The 17446-nt window shown below is 73.5% G+C and carries 15 protein-coding genes; 8 read left to right on the top strand and 7 right to left on the bottom strand.

All coding sequences use genetic code 11. From position 1 onward, the window contains the following. The first annotated feature begins 47 nt into the window (after positions 1–47). Entirely contained in the window at positions 48–1523 is a 1476-nt protein-coding gene (locus ACZ7P3_RS01880; RefSeq protein ID WP_472078395.1) for a hypothetical protein, read from the top strand. A gap of 322 nt (positions 1524–1845) precedes the next feature. Here the strand turns inward: ACZ7P3_RS01880 and ACZ7P3_RS01875 are convergent, their stop codons facing one another. The 3 genes from ACZ7P3_RS01875 to ACZ7P3_RS01865 form a co-directional block, all read right to left on the bottom strand. After that, a complete protein-coding gene (locus ACZ7P3_RS01875; RefSeq protein ID WP_472078394.1) occupies positions 1846–3801 on the bottom strand; it encodes a WD40 repeat domain-containing protein in 1956 nt (651 codons plus the stop codon). Between the two features lie 126 nt (positions 3802–3927). Next, positions 3928–5169 carry an amidohydrolase gene (locus ACZ7P3_RS01870; RefSeq protein WP_472078393.1) on the bottom strand — a complete coding sequence of 414 codons (1242 nt, stop codon included), beginning with the start codon at positions 5167–5169 and terminating at the stop codon, positions 3928–3930. Between the two features lie 86 nt (positions 5170–5255). Further along, the gene (locus tag ACZ7P3_RS01865) at positions 5256–5387 is read right to left on the bottom strand and encodes a hypothetical protein (RefSeq protein WP_472078392.1); all 132 of its coding nucleotides are present in this window, start codon (positions 5385–5387) and stop codon (positions 5256–5258) included. A gap of 194 nt (positions 5388–5581) precedes the next feature. Between ACZ7P3_RS01865 and ACZ7P3_RS01860 the strand changes: the two genes are divergently transcribed. Further along, entirely contained in the window at positions 5582–6925 is a 1344-nt protein-coding gene (locus ACZ7P3_RS01860; RefSeq protein ID WP_472078391.1) for a helix-turn-helix domain-containing protein, read from the top strand. A gap of 205 nt (positions 6926–7130) precedes the next feature. On the opposite strand, the gene ACZ7P3_RS01855 is transcribed toward ACZ7P3_RS01860, so the two are convergent. Next, positions 7131–7913 (bottom strand): hypothetical protein, encoded by a 783-nt coding sequence (locus tag ACZ7P3_RS01855; protein ID WP_472078390.1) that lies wholly within the window; start codon positions 7911–7913, stop codon positions 7131–7133. A 503-nt stretch (positions 7914–8416) separates the two neighbouring features. Here ACZ7P3_RS01855 and thrS point away from each other — a divergent pair. Together thrS and ACZ7P3_RS01845 are read left to right on the top strand one after the other, a co-directional pair. Then, complete coding sequence (thrS, locus tag ACZ7P3_RS01850; protein WP_472078805.1) at positions 8417–9667, top strand: threonine--tRNA ligase; 1251 nt, start codon at positions 8417–8419, stop codon at positions 9665–9667. Between the two features lie 31 nt (positions 9668–9698). Further along, positions 9699–10664: a nucleoside hydrolase gene (locus ACZ7P3_RS01845; protein ID WP_472078388.1), complete on the top strand. Its 966-nt coding sequence runs from the start codon at positions 9699–9701 to the stop codon at positions 10662–10664. Here ACZ7P3_RS01845 and ACZ7P3_RS01840 read toward each other — a convergent pair. Continuing rightward, entirely contained in the window at positions 10661–11008 is a 348-nt protein-coding gene (locus ACZ7P3_RS01840) for a nuclear transport factor 2 family protein (protein ID WP_472078387.1), read from the bottom strand. The two genes, ACZ7P3_RS01845 and ACZ7P3_RS01840, sit on opposite strands and share 4 nt — an antisense overlap. Before the next feature lie 106 nt (positions 11009–11114). On the opposite strand from ACZ7P3_RS01840, the gene ACZ7P3_RS01835 reads away from it, so the two are divergent. Continuing rightward, entirely contained in the window at positions 11115–12761 is a 1647-nt protein-coding gene (locus ACZ7P3_RS01835) for a glycoside hydrolase family 13 protein (protein ID WP_472078386.1), read from the top strand. A 13-nt stretch (positions 12762–12774) separates the two neighbouring features. Here ACZ7P3_RS01835 and ACZ7P3_RS01830 read toward each other — a convergent pair whose 3' ends face one another. Then, positions 12775–13542 carry a DUF4142 domain-containing protein gene (locus tag ACZ7P3_RS01830; RefSeq protein WP_472078804.1) on the bottom strand — a complete coding sequence of 256 codons (768 nt, stop codon included), beginning with the start codon at positions 13540–13542 and terminating at the stop codon, positions 12775–12777. 398 nt (positions 13543–13940) lie between these two features. Between ACZ7P3_RS01830 and ACZ7P3_RS01825 the strand changes: the two genes are divergently transcribed. Continuing rightward, positions 13941–14648 (top strand): DUF6445 family protein, encoded by a 708-nt coding sequence (locus tag ACZ7P3_RS01825; protein ID WP_472078385.1) that lies wholly within the window; start codon positions 13941–13943, stop codon positions 14646–14648. Between the two features lie 133 nt (positions 14649–14781). Here ACZ7P3_RS01825 and ACZ7P3_RS01820 read toward each other — a convergent pair whose 3' ends face one another. Continuing rightward, positions 14782–15531 (bottom strand): DUF4232 domain-containing protein, encoded by a 750-nt coding sequence (locus ACZ7P3_RS01820; RefSeq protein ID WP_472078384.1) that lies wholly within the window; start codon positions 15529–15531, stop codon positions 14782–14784. 233 nt (positions 15532–15764) lie between these two features. Here ACZ7P3_RS01820 and ACZ7P3_RS01815 point away from each other — a divergent pair, with 233 nt between their 5' ends. Both ACZ7P3_RS01815 and ACZ7P3_RS01810 read left to right on the top strand, forming a co-directional pair. Beyond that, positions 15765–16433 (top strand): DUF4328 domain-containing protein, encoded by a 669-nt coding sequence (locus ACZ7P3_RS01815; protein ID WP_472078383.1) that lies wholly within the window; start codon positions 15765–15767, stop codon positions 16431–16433. A gap of 201 nt (positions 16434–16634) precedes the next feature. Beyond that, positions 16635–17300 (top strand): SDR family NAD(P)-dependent oxidoreductase, encoded by a 666-nt coding sequence (locus ACZ7P3_RS01810; RefSeq protein WP_472078382.1) that lies wholly within the window; start codon positions 16635–16637, stop codon positions 17298–17300. Positions 17301–17446: the final 146 nt, after the last annotated feature.

Here is a 17446-nt window from a genome sequence, read left to right as displayed (position 1 = left end):
AGCGGTTACGGTGCTGGCTGCAGAGCGATCTACAGGGGGAGGGGACGATGCCCGGAACCGTGCTGCTGCTGGCGGCCTCGCCGCTGGGCAGGGGACGCCTGGTGGACGCGGCCGGTGTGCTGCCCGTGCTGGCCGCGGTCGCCCCTGCCGTACTGTCCGGCACCGACACCGCCAACGTGGTCGAACTCGCCGATCCGCTGGAACCGCAGGCCGTCCTCACCCGGCTGCGCGCCGCCGCGGCCGCGCCCGGACCGCTCACCGTGTACATCACCGGGCAGCTGCACCTGGACCGGCGTCAGCACCTGCCCCACCTCGCGCTGGCCCGCACCACCCCGGCCACCGTCCGCTACACCGCGCTGCCCTGGCACTGGATCCGGGAGGAGCTGCGGCTGCGCTCCGCGGGCGACACCGCGCTCGTCGTCGACCTGCACGCGGACGCGGAGGCCTGGCGGCACCTGGCCGAGCGGCCGCTGGACTCGGGGCGTACCGCGGCGGTGTACGGACGTGTCGCGCCTGCGGCGGGCGGGCGGCGGGGCACGGCCGAGCCGTCGTACATGAAGGCGGTGGCGACGCTGCTGCGCAGTGGGCACCGGCCGCCTCTCGGGGAGCTGCATGAGCGGGCTTGGGGGAGGATCGCCGACGTGAGTGCCGGCCGCGACCTGGTGCTGGCCGGCGTCGGAGGGCTCGTCCCCGGAGGGGGCCTTCCCGGGGGCGTCCTCCCCGGAGGCGCTGTCCCCGGAGGGGGCCTTCCCGGGGGCGTCCTTCCCGGTGGGGGCCTCCCCGGGGGCTTCGCCCCCCGCCCCCCGTATCGGCCTGAACGGCCTCGTCCTCAAACGCCGGACGGGCTGGATGGGGTGGCGGTCCGCCCTGGGGTGCCGGGTGGTGTGGGGGTTCGTCCTCAAGCGTCGGACGGGCTGGATGGGGTGGCGGTCCGCCCTGGGGTGCCGGGTGGTGTGGGTGTTCGTCTTCAAGCGTCGGACGGGCTGGATGGGGTGGCTGTTCGTCCTCGGGTGCCGGATGGTGCGGGTGTTCGGGCTCAGGGGCCGGACGGGTGGGGAGTGGGGCAGTCCGGTGATGTGGGGGATCCGCATGCCGCCATCAGTGCTGCCGTGCAGGCCGGGCGGCATGTCGATGCCGATGGGATTGCCGCGTGGCTCGAGCGGAGTGCGGTGCAGGCGGGTGGGGCCGCCTCCGACGAGGCGTTGCACTGGGCCGAAGTGCGGGCCGATCTGGCCATGTTCGCGGGGGACGCGGTACGCAGCTGCCGGGCCTGGCTGGACGTCGCCGGGGTGCGGCTGGCCGCGGGGCAGTCGGTGGACGCGCCCGCCGTGGAGGCGGCCGCGGACCGGGCCCACCACCAGTGGGGGTGCATCGAGGACGGGGCGCGGGCCCGTGAACTCGGGCCCGCGCTCGCCGAGTTGCGGCAGCGGGTGCCGGGCCGCCGGCGGGGCGCGCTGGAGGACGTCCAGCGCGCCCTGCGGCAGCTCCAGGCGACTCAGAGCGGCCCGGCGGCAGCCAGGTAGCGGCCCTGCGGCGGTCCGGCGGCAGCCAGGTAGCGGCCCTGCGGCGGTCCGGCGGCAGCCAGGTAGCAGTCCTGCAGCGGCCCCGCGGCAGCCAGGTAGCGGCCCTGCAACAGCCGCGCGGCAGCCAGGTGGCAGTCCTGCAGCGGCCCGTTGGCAGCCCGGCAGCTCCGTAGGCCGGTAGCGGATCAGCAGCAGCTCGCCGGCGGATCGGTAGCGGTCCGGTGGCAGCTCCGTAGCGGTCCGGCAGCGGTCCGGTGGCAGCTCCGTAGCGGTCCGGCAGCGGTTTCGAGGCGGCTCGGTGGCAACCCCGCAGGGGCCGGCGCTACTTGGTGAAGGTGAAGTACTTCCAGGGGCCGTACGTCGTGGAGTTCACCGTGTCGCCCGAGGAGCCGTTGATGTAGTCCGAGCGCATCCGGAAGCGCCAGCCGACGTCCTCGCCGTGGTTGCCGGTCACCTCGACCTTGGAGGTGCCGTTGGAGGCGAGCTTGAAGTACTTCGAGTCGCCCGGGTACCACTTGCCCTGGTAGTACACCTGGAAGTCGAAGCGCTGGTGGCGGTTCGGGTAGTACGGCATCTTCGTGGTGAACAGCGGGTTCCTGGACTTGTGGAAGAAGTAGTAGGTGTGCCCCCACGCGCCCTTCGCCCTGTAGTGGCCGCCGACGGACGTGGACACGCTCACCTTGGCGCCGACCGTGCTGGAGACCGACCGTGACTGGTAGCGGGAGTCGCCCGAGAACTTCGCGGTGACCTTGGCGTCCCGCGTCAGGTCCAGGGTGACCGACAGGTCGCCGTGCGCGTTGACCTTGCCGGACTTCACCAGCTTGTTCGGCCTGTCGGAGCCGAACGGGTCGGCCCAGATCTCCACGGTGCGGTTCTTGTACGTCGTCCCCAGGTGGGCCGTGAACTTCACGTCCTTGCCGTAGGAGTACACCTTGCCGTTGTTGTCGATCGTCAGCGACGGCTTGGCGCGGGAGACGTCGACGGTGTCGGCGGCCTTGGCGGACGTGTGCGCGGCGTCGCCCTCGTAGGTCACCGTGTAGGTGACCCTGCCGCCGGACGGAGGCGTGTCGGTGAAGCTGAACGCGCCCGCGCTGCCCAGGGTTTTGGTGCCGAGGGACTTGCCGTTCGGCGACTCCATGTCGGTGCGGGTCACCTTCAGCGGGGTGCCCGCGGGCAGGGCCGGCCCGGCGGTGAGCTTGCCGCTGACCTTGAGGGACTTGGCGCGGGACGCGGTCGACGGAGCGCTGACGGTCAGGGCTGCCTGGTACTTGCGGGGCTCGTCGACCCGGTGCAGCCGGGTGGACTCCCCCGAGCCCGTCTGCACGAACAGCTGCGAGCCGTCCGCCGACCAGCTGATCGCGTGCGCACCCCACGGCATCCAGTCGTGCGCGAGGTTGCGGACGCTGGGCTTGTCCGGGCCGCCGGTGAAGACATAGGTGTCACCGATGTCGTCGGTGTCGAGGACGGTGGCCGCGACGGTGCCGTCCGGGGCGATGCTCACCGTCTCCGGCTGGTCCTTGACCGGGTAGGTGCGCACCTCGGCCAGGTCGGAGAGCCGGTACTCGGTCAGGGCCCGGGTGCCGGGGCCGGCGACCACGACGTTCTGTCCGTCGGGCGTGAGCGCCGCGTCCTTGTAGAAGCCGCCCTTGTCCTCGGTGACGCGGATCGCCGGGGTGCCGGAGGACACGTCGTACACGATGATCGGGCCGGAGCTGATGCCCGCGTCCAGGGCGAGCAGCGTGCCGGGGTTGTCCGGATCCGCGTACAGCTTGGGCGGACTGGCGAAGTCGTGACCGGCGGCCAGGTCCAGGGTGACCTTCGGCGTCCCGCCGGTCAGGTCGACCACGCCCAGACCGGATTCCCACTGGTCGCCGTACCCGAACCAGATCTTTCCGTCGGCGTAGGCGAGCCGGGAGGGGATGGTGCCGGTGCCGGTCGGGTACTCGGCGGTCTGCTTGAGCTGTGCGGTGTCGATCGCGACGATCTTGTCGGCGCCGTAGACCGCCGCGTACAGGGTGCTGCCGTCCGGGCTCAGATCGAGGTCCTTGACCTGCGGCAGCCCGGTGATCGTGCCGACCACCCGGCCCGTGGAGTCGGTGACCACGATCTGGTTGTGGTAGCCGTCGGCGAGGAAGACGTGCTGGTGGACACCGTCCACCACGGTGTCTCCGGCGTCCTGGAGCGGGATGGGCCGGTCGGTGTCGGCGTACGACGGCGCGGCGAGCGCCATCGAGCCGACGAGGGCCGCCAGTGCAGCGGCAGCGGGAAGAGTGCGCATACGCACGGTGATTCGAACCCCCCGGAACGAATGATGAAGGGCGCCACGCGGGCACGGGCACGTGTGAGCCCCCTGTGTGCCGTGTGTGCCGTGTGTGCCTCGTGTGGCGAGTGCGCAAAGACTAGGTCATGCCACCGACAAAAGCGCCAGTGCCCCCGAGACCAGCGTGCGGACACCCGGGGCGACCATGGACAGGTCGGGCGCGAAGTGCGGGCTGTGGTTGCTCGGCACGGCCGCGAACCTCTCCTCGAAGCCCTCGCCGGGCGCCTTCTCCCACACCTCGGCCGGGGTGGTGGTCACGAACCAGTACGCGTACGGGACCCCGTCGGGCGCGAGCTGCGGGAAGTCCTCGCTGCCCATCGCGGGGCCCGGGTCGAACACCGTGCCCGCGCCGAACACCTCGCGGTGCACGGCGGCCACGACGGCGTCCGTGCCGGCGTCGTTGACCGTGGCGGGAAAGGTGCTGCCGACGGTGACCTCCGGTTCGCGGGGACAGCCGGCGGCCAGGCACTCGCCCTGCGCGATGCGCCGGATCGCGGCCAGCATCCGCTCGCGCACCTCCTCCGACTGGGTGCGCAGGTTCAGGGAGATGCGGGCCTCGGACGGAATGATGTTGTGCCGGGTGCCCGCCTCGATACGGCCCACGGTCAGCACCGCGGACTCACGGGCGGCCAGCTCCCGGGAGACCACCGTCTGCAGCCGGGTGACCAGGTGGGCGGCGGTCACCACCGGGTCCACGGTCGACTCCGGCCGCGAACCGTGCCCGCCGCGGCCGTGCACCACGATGTCCACGTCCGTCGCCGCCGACATGATCAGGCCCGGCGCGTGCGGGTACAGGCCGGCCGGGCCCGGGGCCGCGTGCTGCCCGAGCAGCACGTCCGGGCGTCCGAAGCGCTCGTACAGCCCGTCCGCCACCATCCGGGCCGCGCCCTGGCCGGTCTCCTCGGCGGGCTGGCCCACGGCCAGCAGGGTGCCGTTCCAGGTGTCCCGTCCGGCCGCCAGCGCGGCGGCCGCGCCCGCGAGCCAGGTGACGTGCAGATCGTGGCCGCAGGCGTGCATCACCCCGTCCGTCCCGGAGGCGTACGGCAGCCCGGTCTCCTCCTTGACCGGCAGCGCGTCCATGTCGGCACGCAGCAGCACGGTCGGCCCGTCCCCGTTGCGCAGTACCCCCGCGACACCGGTGCCGCCGATTCCCCCGGCCGTCTCGAACCCGGCCTCCGTGAGCCGGTCGGCCAGCTTCCCCGCGGTGCGGTGCTCGCGCAGGGACAGCTCGGGATGGCGGTGCAGGTCGCGGTAGAAGTCCTCCAGGTCCGGGACCGGGAGCCGGTCGGTGAGGTCCAGGGCGGTGCGCGCTGCGGCAGAGGTCACGGGGCCAAGATAGGCCTCCGGCGGGACGAGGGGGGAGTGTCCCGTCGGGGCCGGCCCGGCGTGGCCCGGCCTGCCGGGAGGTCCGGTCAGGGGCGGGCGTGCAGGGCGTGCTGGGCGAACTGCGCGGCCGGCGGGGCGTCCGCCGCCCGGGCCGGCCCCGCGTTCGCCGCCGTGATCAGGGCCGCGACCGCCAGCACGGCCGCGGCCACCCCCCTCATGGCGGGGGTGCCCTGGCTCGGGCGGAGCCGGGAGTGAGGCAGCGCGGTGGGGCGTCCGTAGGGGGCGGATGTACGACCGAGCACGACGACCTCGCAACAACAGCGACGTGTTAAGCATGCTTAATCCGCCGTTTAACCTAGGGGTTGGCGCACCCGAACGGCAAGAGGTGCCAAGGGAGTTGGGGGAGCAGGGGATGCGGGAACGAGACGATCCGGAGGTCGTCGGGCGGCGCGTGCAGCAGCTGCGCACCGAACGCGGACTGACCCAGCGGCAGCTGGCCGAGCCCGCCTACACACCCGCCTACATCTCCACCCTGGAGGCGGGCCGGGCCCGTGCCTCCGACGAGGCGCTGCGGCACATCGCCGGCCGGCTCGGCGTCGCCTTCGAGGAACTGGCCGTGGGCCGGCCCGCCCACCTCGCCACCGACCTCCGGCTGCGCCTCACCGGAGCCCAGCGCACCCTCGCCGACGGCAGGGCCGAGGAGGCGGCCGCGCGGTACGCCGCCCTGCTCACGGAGGCCGAGACCCACGCGCTCGACGCCGAACGGGCCACCGCCCTGCTCGGCCTCGGCGAATGCGCCCTGGAGACGGGCGAACTGGAGCAGGCGCGCGCGTACTTCGAGCGGGCCGAGGCGGGACTCGCCGGGGAGTCCCTGCCGGCCCGGGTGCCCGCCGTCCGCGGCCGGGCCGTCGCCCACTACCTCGCCGGTGAACTCCGCTACGCCGTCTACCTGCTGGAATCCACCCTCGACGAGCTGAACCGCGGCGGACTGCACGACCCCGACGCACTGCTGCTCCTCTACGCCGGCGTCATCGGCCCCTACATGGACATGGGCGCCCACGCCCGCGCCGCCCAGGCGGCCGAGTTCGCCCTCGCGCTCGCCCTGCAGGCCGGCGACCCCGCGCTGATCGCCCGGATGCACCGCTCCGTCGCCCGCACCCTGCTCGCCGAGGGCCGGATCGCCGAGGCCGACGCCTCCCTCGCCAAGGCGGCCGAGCTGTACCGTCGGCTGCAACTGCGCACCGAACTCGCCAACTGCCACTGGATGCGCGGCTACGTCTGCGCGCAGAACGGCGAACTGGACCGCGCCGAGGCGGAGTTGCGGCAGGCCCACACCATGCTCTCGGAGACCCGGGCCGCGCTCTACCGCAGCCAGGCCGCGGTGGAGCTCGCCGACGTCCTGCACCGGCGCGGCAGGTCCGAGGAGGCGGCGGAGCTGCTGGGCGGGGTCCTCGGTGACTTCTCCTCCGAACGCGGTGCCGTCCACGCGGCCGCCGCGCACCGGCTGCTCGGCATCATCGCCGAGGACGCCCGGGACACCGAGGCCGCCGAGGAGCACTACGTCCGCGCCCTCAGCCTCCTGGAACGGGCCGGCGCGGCCGGCGACCTCGCCGATCTGTGCCGTCTGCTGGGCGACCTCCTGCGCCGCACCGGCCGGGTGGAGGCGGCCCTGGACGCCTACCGCACCGGCCTGGGCCACCGCACGGCCCCCGGCACCACGACCTTGGGACCGGCCCCGGCACAGCCCCCGCTGTGAGGAGGGAGGTCCGGCACGGAAGCCTGCCGGTGCCGGAGTCGGTGCCGGCGTCGGAGTCGGCGGGCGGTCGTGCGGCAGCCTGTCGGACGCGGCGGGCGGTTGTGCGGCAGTCTGCCGGAGTCGGGTGCGGTCGTGCGGCAGTCTGCCGGTGTCCGCGGGCGGGCGTACGGAAGTCTGCCGGTGTCCCCGAGCTGCCGTGCCGTGTTCAGACCTGGGCGCGGCCTTTTCTGCGCACGTCCGCCAGGCGCAGCGCGCCCACCTGGACGGCGGCCTGGGTCGCGTCGTTCGGTACGTTGCCCAGCCCGCCGTTGGTGAGCGCGAAGGCGTCCTCGCCGACCCGGACGGCGGCCACGTCCATCGTCAGCACGATCTCCTCCTCGTCCTCCGTCGTGGTGGTGAGCGTGACGCGCAGCCCCTGGCGCACGTCCCCGACCTCCGGCAGCGGCGCGTCGGCGACCTGGACGTCCTCGATCAGGCCGTTCTCCGAGTCGGCCGTGAACCGGGCGCACTGGACCGGCATGGTCCGCAGCCAGGCCAGCTGGGTGTCGATGTCCGCCGGGCGGCGTGCTCCGATCTGGTAGCGGAGCTGGGCGTCGGTGTCGGCGTCGTCGAGGCCGACGGCGACCCGGGCGGGGGCGCCGAGGAGTTCGTCGCTGTAGAGGGTGTCGAGCAGGCGCTGGCACTCCCCGGCCGTGGTGGTGGCCTTCAGCATGCCGTCCCGCCAGGTCGCCGCCCCGCGCGTCGCGGACCAGGGGGCGCCGAGGTCGGTCTCCGTGAGCAGCGCGGCCCGGGCCTGGTCGTCGGTGAGCGCGGATCCGTCGCCGCGGGCCGACGTCTTCGGCGCGGCCGAGGGTGAGTCGATCGTCGGGAGGGGCTGCTGCGCGGTCGGCGGATGCTCCAGGCCGAGGGTGGCGCAGCCGGTGAGGGACAGGAGGCCGACGGCGAGAGCGGCGAGCGGGCGGACGCGGGGGCGTATCGCAGCGGTCATCGGGGTGCCTCCTGGGCGGGGCGAGGGGGTGCCTGCTCTCACGGCACCATCGCCCGGTCCCGCCCACCAGCGCTCCGGGCCGTCCGGGTGAGGGGGTACGGGGGCTGAGGGCCAGGGGACGAAGGGCCACGGGAGTGAAGGGGTGGGGAGGTGAGGGCCGTGGAGGTGAGGGCCGTAGGGGGAGCGGCCACAGGGATGGGCGGCCACGGGGGTGGGCGGCCACGGGGACGAAGGGCCCGGGGTGAGGAGCCGCAGGAGTGAGAGGGGAAGGGAAATCCGTGGCCCGCGCGACGGCGGCGCTGTTACGGTCGCCCCATGCAGCGCGCCCAGCAGTGCCCGAACAGCACGACGACGCCGGAGACCGTCCCGGCGCGCTGACTCCTGACCAGTCCGAAGCCCCGGGGCGAACGCCCCGGGGCTTCGGCGTGCACCGGGGTGTCCGCCTCCCGCACCGAGGAGCCCCCACCATGAACGACCGCATGAACGACCGCATGTCCGGCCGGATGAACGACCGCGTGCCCGAGCGGAAGTCCGACCGCCTGCCCGACCACCGCCGCCTCGGCCGTGAACTCGGCCTGTTCGACACCGACCCGCTGATGGGCGCGGGCCTGCCCTACTGGCTCCCGGACGGGGCCGTCGTACGCCACACCCTGGAGGAGTACATCCGGGAGGCCGAACGCGCCGCCGGATACCGGCACGTGTACTCCCCCGCGCTCGGCAAACGCGAGCTGTACGAGATCTCCGGGCACTGGGACCACTACAGCGACGACATGTACCCGCCGATGGAGCTGGGCGCCGAGGAGGTCGTCCTGCGCCCCAGCCTGTGCCCCCACCACGCCCTGATCTACCGCTCCCGCTCCCACAGCTACCGCGAACTGCCCCTGCGCATCGCCGAGCTGGGCACCATGTACCGCGCCGAACTGTCCGGCGTCCTCGGCGGCCTGACCCGTGTGCGCGCCATCCAGCTCAACGACGCCCATGTCTTCTGCACCCTCGACCAGGCCGTCGACGAGGCCCGCGCCGCCCTGGAGCTGATCGCCCGCGCCTACGCCGACCTCGGCATCGAGGCCGTACGCCACCGCCTCTCGCTGCCCGGCGAGGGCGGCAAGTACGTCGCCGACCCCGGGCTGTGGCGCCGGGCCACCGCGCTGCTGAAGGAGGTCCTCGCCGCGAGCGGGGTCGCGTACGAGGAGGCGGCGGGCGAGGCCGCCTTCTACGGTCCCAAGATCGACGTGCAGATCGCGGACCCGGCGGGCCGCGAGTCGACCCTGTCCACCGTGCAGATCGACTTCCACCAGCCCGCCCGCTTCGGCCTGCACTACATCGGCGCCGACGGCGCAAGGCACCGCCCGGTGATGGTCCACCGCAGCATCATCGGCAGCGTGGAGCGGGCCGTGGCGCACCTCGTCGAGTCCCACGGCGGGGCCTTCCCGGCCTGGCTGGCGCCCGTCCAGCTCACCGTGCTGCCCGTTGCCGAACAGCAGGTGGAACGGGCGGCGGCGGTGGTCCGGGAGGCGGCCTCCCGGGGCCTGCGCGCCGCACTCGCCACCCCCGACCAGGGGACCCTGGGCGCCAGGATCCGCGCGGCCCGCCTGGTCCCGTACCAGGCGGTCATCGGCGAGCGGGAGGCCGGCGCCGGCCTTGCGGCCGTACGCCTGAGGGACGGGCGACGCCCCGGCGCGCTCCCCGTCCCCGAACTGCTGGACCGAATCGCCGAACGGGTGGCGGTACGGGGCACCTCGCTCTGGGCCTGATCTAGGGTCGGTACGACGGAAGGAGTCCGCTGTGACCGGTCAGCCCATTCCCGTGATCATCGACTGCGACACCGGCGTCGACGACGCCCTGGCCCTGCTGCTCGCCGTACGCCACCCGGGCCTTGACCTGCGGGCGGTGACCTGTGTGGCCGGGAACACGGACGTCGACGGGGTGGTGCGCAACACCCTGATGGTGCTGGAGCAGGCGGGCGCCCCCGACATCCCGGTGGCGCGGGGCGCCGCCCGCCCGTTGATCGAGCCGGCCCGCTCGGCCCGGCATGTGCACGGCGCGGACGGCATGGGCGACCTGGGCCTGCCCGCACCGACCCGCCTGCCCGCGGCCGAGAACGCGGTGGCCCTGCTGCGCCGGGAGATCCTCGCCTCCCCGCGCCCGGTCACCCTGATCCCGACCGCACCGCTCACCAACATCGCGCTCCTCCTGCGCACCCATCCGGAGGTGACCGGGAACATCGAGCGGATCGTCTTCATGGGCGGCGCGGTCGCCACCGGGAACGCCACGCCCGTCGCCGAGTTCAACGTCTGGCACGACCCGGAGGCCGCGGCGGTCCTGCTCACCGCCGGGGTGCCGATCACCATGTACGGGCTCGACGTGTTCACCCGGGTCGCCGTCCCGGGCGCGGACGTACGGCGGCTGCGGGCGAGCACGGAAGCGGGCACCCGGCTGGCCGGTGAGCTGCTGGCCCACCGCCCGTCCGCGCCCGACCCCGACGGCGACGACCCGGCGGGCGGCCTCGGCGACGCGGGCGCGGTGTGCGCGGTCGCGGACCCGGACGGCCTCACCACCCGGCTGCTGCCCGTCGAGGTCTCCCTCGCCCCCGGCCCGGCCCGCGGCCAGACGGTCGTGGACCGCAGGCCGCGCCCCGGGGAGTCCGAGATCCACGAGGGCACCCGCGAACAGGCGCTGGTGGACGTGGCCCTGGACGTGGACGTGGACCGGTACGTGAAGCTGTACCTGGAGACGGTGGAGCGGTCCTAGCCGCCGCTCACCTCGCCGCCGAAGAAGACCTGCACCTCCCGGATGAGGCCGTCGCGCACGGTGACGGCCTCGACGTTGCGGTGCCGGGCGCCCGTGGTCAGCTCGTACTCGTAGTAGGCGAAGACGAGTTCGCCGTCGGCCGGGGTGACATGGAGCAGCCGCTGTTCCCTGAGCCGGCCGGCGGTCGGGAAGCACCGGTCGAAGAAGGCGGCCTTGCCGATGTGGTCGTCCTGCGGGCTGGTGAAGGTGAAGTCGTCGGCGTACAGGGGGCGGGCCGCGGCCCTGTCCTGCGCCAGGTAGTGCCGGAACGCGGCCACGACGACGTCTTTCGGACTGCCGGTCATACGGCCACCGTACGCCCGCGCACCCGGCGGGGAAGGTTCCCTTTCCGGGCAATGTGGACAGAGTCCCTGTGTCGACCCGCTCTCGTCCCGTCCGAACGGAGCCCGTATGGCAGACCTCTCCTCCCGCAATCCCGACTGGTGGCGCCAGGCCGTCATCTACCAGGTCTATCCGCGCAGCTTCGCCGATGCCGACGGCGACGGGCTCGGTGATCTCCGGGGCGTCGCACAGCGCCTGGACCATCTCGCCACGCTCGGCGTCGACGCCCTGTGGCTCAGCCCCTTCTACCCCTCCGAACTCGCCGACGGCGGCTACGACGTGGCCGACCACCGGGACGTCGACCCGCGCCTGGGAACCCTGGACGACTTCGGCGCCCTGGTCGCCGAGGCCCACCGGCTCGGCCTGAAGGTCGTCGTCGACCTCGTCCCCAACCACACCTCGCACCAGCACCCCTGGTTCCGGGAGGCGCTGCGCGCCGGCCCCGGATCCGCCGCCCGGGACCGCTACGTCTTCCGCCCCGGCCGCGGCCGCCGCGGCGAACTCCCGCCCACCGACTGGCAGTCCGTCTTCGGCGGCAGCGCCTGGCGGCGGGTGCCCGACGGCGACTGGTACCTGCATCTCTTCGCCCCGGAACAGCCCGACCTGAACTGGGCCCACGAGGAGGTCCGCGCCGACTTCCGTGCCACCCTGCGCTTCTGGTCCGACCGGGGCGTCGACGGCTTCCGCGTCGATGTCGCCCACGGCCTGGCCAAGGACCTCGGCGAACCCCTGCGGGACACCGGCGGCATCGGCGCCACCGGCGAGGAGGCCCTGCTGCGCGTCCCGCCCGGCACCCACCCGTACTGGGACCGCGACGAGGTCCACGAGATCTACCGCGAATGGCGCAAGATCTTCGACGCCTACACCCCGCCGCGCACCGCGGTCGCCGAGGCCTGGGTCCCGGACGCCCGCCGCGCCCTGTACGCCCGCCCCGACGAACTCGGCCAGGCCTTCAACTTCGAGTACCTCCAGGCGGGCTGGGACGCCGACGAGCTGCGCGGCGTCATCACCGGCTCCCTCGCCACCGCCCGTACCGTCGGCGCCTCCGCCACCTGGGTGCTCTCCAACCACGATGTCGTCCGCCACGCCTCCCGGCTGATGCTGCCGTCCGGCACCGACGACAACGCCTGGCTGCTGGCCGGCGGCCGGGCCCCGGCGGTCGATCCGGAGGCCGGTGTGCGCCGGGCCCGGGCCGCGACCCTGCTGATGCTGGCGCTGCCGGGGTCGTCGTACCTCTACCAGGGGGAGGAACTCGGCCTGCCCGAGGTCGCCGACCTGCCCACCGAGGTGCTGCAGGACCCGGTCTGGGAGCAGACCGGGCACGTCCGCAAGGGCAGGGACGGCTGCCGGGTGCCGCTGCCGTGGACGACGTCCGGACCGTCGTACGGCTTCGGGGCCGGGGCCGCCTGGCTGCCGCAGCCGGCCTCCTTCGCGTCCTACGCCGTCGAGGCACAGGCCGGCGCCGAGGGTTCCACCCTGGAGCTGTACCGCACGGCGCTGCGGCTGCGCCGCAAGCTGCTGGAGGGCGAGACGCTGACCTGGACGCCCGGGGCCCCGGCCGGAGTGCTGGACTTCGCCCGCACCGAGACCTGGCGGTGCGTCGCCAACCTCTCCGCCGGGCCGGTGCCGCTGCCGCCGGGCGAGGTGGTGCTGGCCAGCACCCGGCTCACCGGGGACGGCACGCTCGGGCCGGACACCACCGTGTGGCTTGCCTAGGGCCGGACGGGCCCTAGCCGACCGTCGGGCTCGGGCTCGGGCCCGCGCCCGGGCCGGTGTTCCCGGTGGTGCCTTGGCCGCCGCCGCCGTCGAGGCCGCTGAGATCCAGTGGGGTGGAGGTGGCGTTCGGCGGCGGTGTGAGCACCACCTCCGGCTGGCCTGCGGGCGGGGGCGGCGGGGTCAGGTCGGAGGACGGCAGCTTCGGCGGGGTGGTCTGCTGGAAGATGGTCTGGTCGAAGTCGACCAGGCCCGTCTTCTCCATCACCGTGATGTGGTCGAGCACGGTGTCGTTGGCCTGGTCGGCGAGGGCGCGCACCAGCGAGTTCTTGGTGGTGGAGCGGATCTTCGCGATCGTGTTGAAGATCGCTCCGTGCGTCATCCGCAGGATGTTGGCGAAGTCCGTGTCGAACTTCCTGCCGCTGTCCGACTTCAGCGTGCTGACGAAGCCCTCCTGCTGCGGGCTCGCGATGTTGGGCAGCGTGATGTTCAGCATGGGCGCGATCTTGCGGCAGCTGGCGTCGAGCGCCGCGTGGCCGTCGATCAGGTGCTTGCTGGCCTCCAGGACCCCCTTCGTGGTGCCCTTCTGCAGTCCGATCTGGCCCACCGGGTACTCCCACAGTCCGGCCGCCCGCACCTTGACCACGAAGTCACGGTCGCCCTCGGTGAGTGGCCCCCACTGCGTCTGGGCGATGATCCGGGTCGGCGAGCTGGAGACGGTGCTCAGACCGAGCATGCCCGGGTAGACGAGTGCCGCGAGGGTCAGGGCCATCGCACCGCCCACGAAGAGCGTTCCCGTCGCGTTCCGCGAAAAGCGCACCGTGACTCCTGTCCGGTCGTGGATCCCGCCTCCAGGCGGTGGGGACGCACAGCAGTACGGATGCGGAGGCGATTCGTATCGGTGGCCCGGGTAAAGATCCGCTGCCCGGAGTAAAGAATCGGCAGGGACGCCCGGACGAGGCCGCCGTTGCCGTTGCCGTGCCGTGCCGTGCCGTGCCGTGCCGTGCCGTGCCGTGCCGTGCCGTGCCGTGCCGTGCCGTGCCGTGCCGTGCCATTCCGCGCCCACCGGCTTTCGCTTGGGCGGCAGTTGCCGTGCCCACCGGCTGTCGCTTGGGCGGCAGTTGGCGAAAGGTTGACCATTCCTCGGGAGCCGGAGAGGAAACGCAGGCCTAGATTCGCGGCATGCCCCCACAGCCACCGCCCCGAAGGACCCCCGGACGCCCGCCCGTTCCCGCCGCGCTTCCCGTCCTGCCCTACCGCAAGCCCACCAAGGGCCGCGACTACTGGGTGCTGGACGACGTACTCCCGGACGCCGACGCCGTACGCGAGCGGTGTCTGGCCAAGGACGACTGGGTCGAGGGGTACCCGTACACCTCCGAGACCTGGCCCGGGCTGCGTGCCATGCCCGGTCTGGAGCCTTCCGAACTCGGCTGCATCGAACGGCTGGTGAAGAAGGAGACCGGGGCGAAGGAGCTGTGGGTGCAGCAGGCGCCCGGCGGCGGCACCCTCAACCACAACTGCGTGCAGGTGGTCGGCGAGGGCGAGAGCGAGCCGCGCCCGCACACCGACTCCCGTGCGCTGTGCCGGTACGCGGCCGTGCTGTACCTCAACCCGCACGTCCCCAAGGACTGCGGCACCAGTTTCTACCGCCAGTCCCTGCCCGGTGGCCGGCTCGGCGGCAACGTCGTCCAGGCCCCCCACAACAACCTGGTCGAGGCCCTGGGCACCCGCTTCGTCGCCCCGGACGCCTTCGAGGAGGACGTGCGCGTCCCGCACCGGTACAACCGTCTCCTCCTCTACAACGCCAACCTCGTGCACAGCGCGACCGGCTACTTCGGCAAGGAGCTGGAGGCGAAGCGCATGACGGCGGTCTTCTTCTGGATGGCCTGAGCCCGCTCCGCCGGACGACCCGTCCGCCGCCGGCACAGGGCCCACCCGGCCCGGACACTCCGGGGATGCCCGGGCCACGGCGCGGCCACGGCCGGGCGATGCGGCCCGCGGCCGGTCCGTGAGGGGGCGTCGGTCACTTGCCGACCGGACCGATGAACGTCCCCGGGTGGGTGGCGCCGTCCTGCTTCAGGACGGCGCCGAAGCGCCAGGGCAGGTCGTAGGAGCTGCGCTGGTCCGGTGCGGTGATGACCACCGTGGTCGGCCTGAACGCGGCGGAGTCGCCCTTCTGCCACTGCAGGTAGGTGAGGGTGAAGTGGGCGGAGGCGCCGCCGGCCAGGCTGACCGTGCCCGGGGTGGTGTTGTCCCGCTGCAGCGACCACTGGTCGCCGCTGTTGACCAGATCGACGCCCGGGAAGCCGTGCAGGGTGCAGGAGTGTCCGCCCTTGTTGGTGAGCGCCACGACGGCCTGCATCTGGCCGTTGCCGGCGGGGGCCGGACGGGTGCCTGCCCAGGAGTAGCCGAGCTGGGAGGCCTGGCAGGCGGGTGCCGAGCCACCGGAAGCCGAGCCGCCGGAAGATGACCCACCGGCAGTCGACCCACCGGAAGCCGACCCGCCGGCCGTCGCCCGGGTGCCCCCGGAACCGCCCTTGCTCCCCGCGGTGCCGGCCGAACCGCCGGAGGCCGCCGTCGGCGCACTGCCGGAGCCGCCGCCCGCGGTGCTGCGGTCGGCCGAGTCGCCGGGCACGGGCGAGGCGTTGCCGGAGACGGCCTTCGGCGAGGAACCGTCGCCGTTGCAGGCGGTGAGCAGGGCCATCAGGGCGGCGGCACCGGTCAGGGCCACGACGCTCTTGCGAAGACGAAGGTTCGCGCGACGGTTCGGCATGGGGTCCCCCAGTGGGTGTGTGGTGGTGTTCGGTCGTCTGCCCGGCTCCGTGTCGGACACCTCATGTGATGGGGCGCTGCGGGGAGAAGTTCGGAGCTCGCCGTCACGGGACCGTCGCGGCTGTGTCACGTCTGTAACGAGGAGTGTCACGCGCCCGTGACGCGCGGTCCGGCCCGCACCCGGACCTGGCGTGTCCCTGGCGAGCGGAGCGCGCAGTGCGTCAGGATGAACCGGTGAACGAACAGATATCCGAGCCCGCCGATCAGTCCCTTGCCCTGCGCCCCATCCGGGTGTCGGAGCGCCTGACGGTCGGTGCGCTGCTGCTCGCCGGGCTCGCGTGGGTCGTGCGGGGCGTGTGGGAGATCAGGCTGGCCGTGGCGGGGGAGCCGGCCTCGGGGCCGCCGGACCAGGGGGAGGGGGTGCACCGGTCGCTCAACGGCCTGGAGAACTCCTACCACCTCGTCACCTCCCTTGGGGGCGGCGTCACCTTCCTGTGTGCGCTTCTCTTCCTCGCCTGGCTGTGGCGGGTGCGGGACAACGCGCGTGCGCTGTCGGGACAGGCGCCGAAGTACGCCGGGATCTGGGTCTACCTCGGGTGGATCGTGCCCGTCGTGAGCCTGTGGTTCCCGCGCGGGATCGTCGCCGACGCGTTCCGGACCACGGCTCCCGGGCGGAAGCTGCCCGTCTCCGTCAACGTGTGGTGGGGGCTCTGGCTGATCGGGATGCTCAGCGGGGTCGGGATCGTCTACCGCGACTCCACCGACGAGATCATCGCCCGCGCCTACGACGGGGTCTGGCCGCTTCTCCTGTCCGACGCCGCCGTCGTCGCCGCCGCCGTGGCGGGCGCGTTCGCCGTGCGGGCCGTCACCGCCGCACAGGTGGAGCGGATCCTGCGGGGGTAGGGCGCGGGGACGAAGACCGCGCCCGACGGGTCGCAGGTCTGAGCGTCGGACCACCGGCCGCCCGGACGCCGGGCCGGAGGCCTGAACGGGGGTGCAGGCTTGAGCGACGCGTCGCAGGCCCGAGCGGCGGGACGTGTCGTACGACGGGGACCGGGCGGCGTGCGGGTGGTGGCGTCCCGCGGCAGGGGCAAGGATTTCTCCATGAGCACGATTGCCATCGTGGGTGCCGGGCCCGGGCTGGGGGCCGCCGTCGCACGCCGGTTCGGACGGGAGGGGTTCGCCGTCGCCCTGCTCGCCCGGGACCGGCGGCGTCTTGACGACCTGGTGGACTCCCTCGCGGCCGACCACGTCACCGCGCGCGGGTTCGCGGCCGATGTGCGCCGGCCGGAGGAACTGGTGGCCGCCCTGGACGCCGCCGCCACCGCGCTCGGGACCGTGGAGGTGCTGCAGTACAGCCCGGTGCCGCACCAGGACTTCATGCGGCCGGTGCTGGAGACCCGGCACCGGGATCTGCTCGGACCGATCGAGTTCTCGGTGTACGGGCCGGTCGCAGCGGTGCAGCAGGTGCTGCCGGGCATGCGGGCGCTGGGGCGCGGGACCATACTGTTCGTCAACGGCGGTACGGCCGCCGTACCTCATCCGGAGCGTGCCGGCACCTCCATCGCCTTCGCGGCGGAGAGCGCGTACGGGCATCTGCTGCACGACCGGCTCGTCCCCGAGGGGATCCATGTCGCGCAGCTGGTGATTCCGGGCGCCATCACGCCGGGGCACGTGCGGAAGGACCCTTCCGTGCTGGCGGACACCCTGTGGGGCATGCACCGGGACCGGCACGGGTTCCGGCACTACGCCGACGACCTGGACAGCTGACGGCTGACGGCTGACGGCTGACGGCTGATGACTGATGACTGACCACGGACCGCTGACGGCCGAGCGCCGGCCACGGACCGCTGACGGCCGACGGCCGGCCGCCCACCGCCGAGGGCCGGGAGGCGACGGCTGAGGAGCGGGGCCGG

The sequence above is a fragment of the Streptomyces sp. NPDC107581 genome (genome assembly GCF_055657175.1).
Note: the sequence above shows the minus strand (reverse complement) of the source record. Positions and strands in the feature narration are given on the sequence as shown.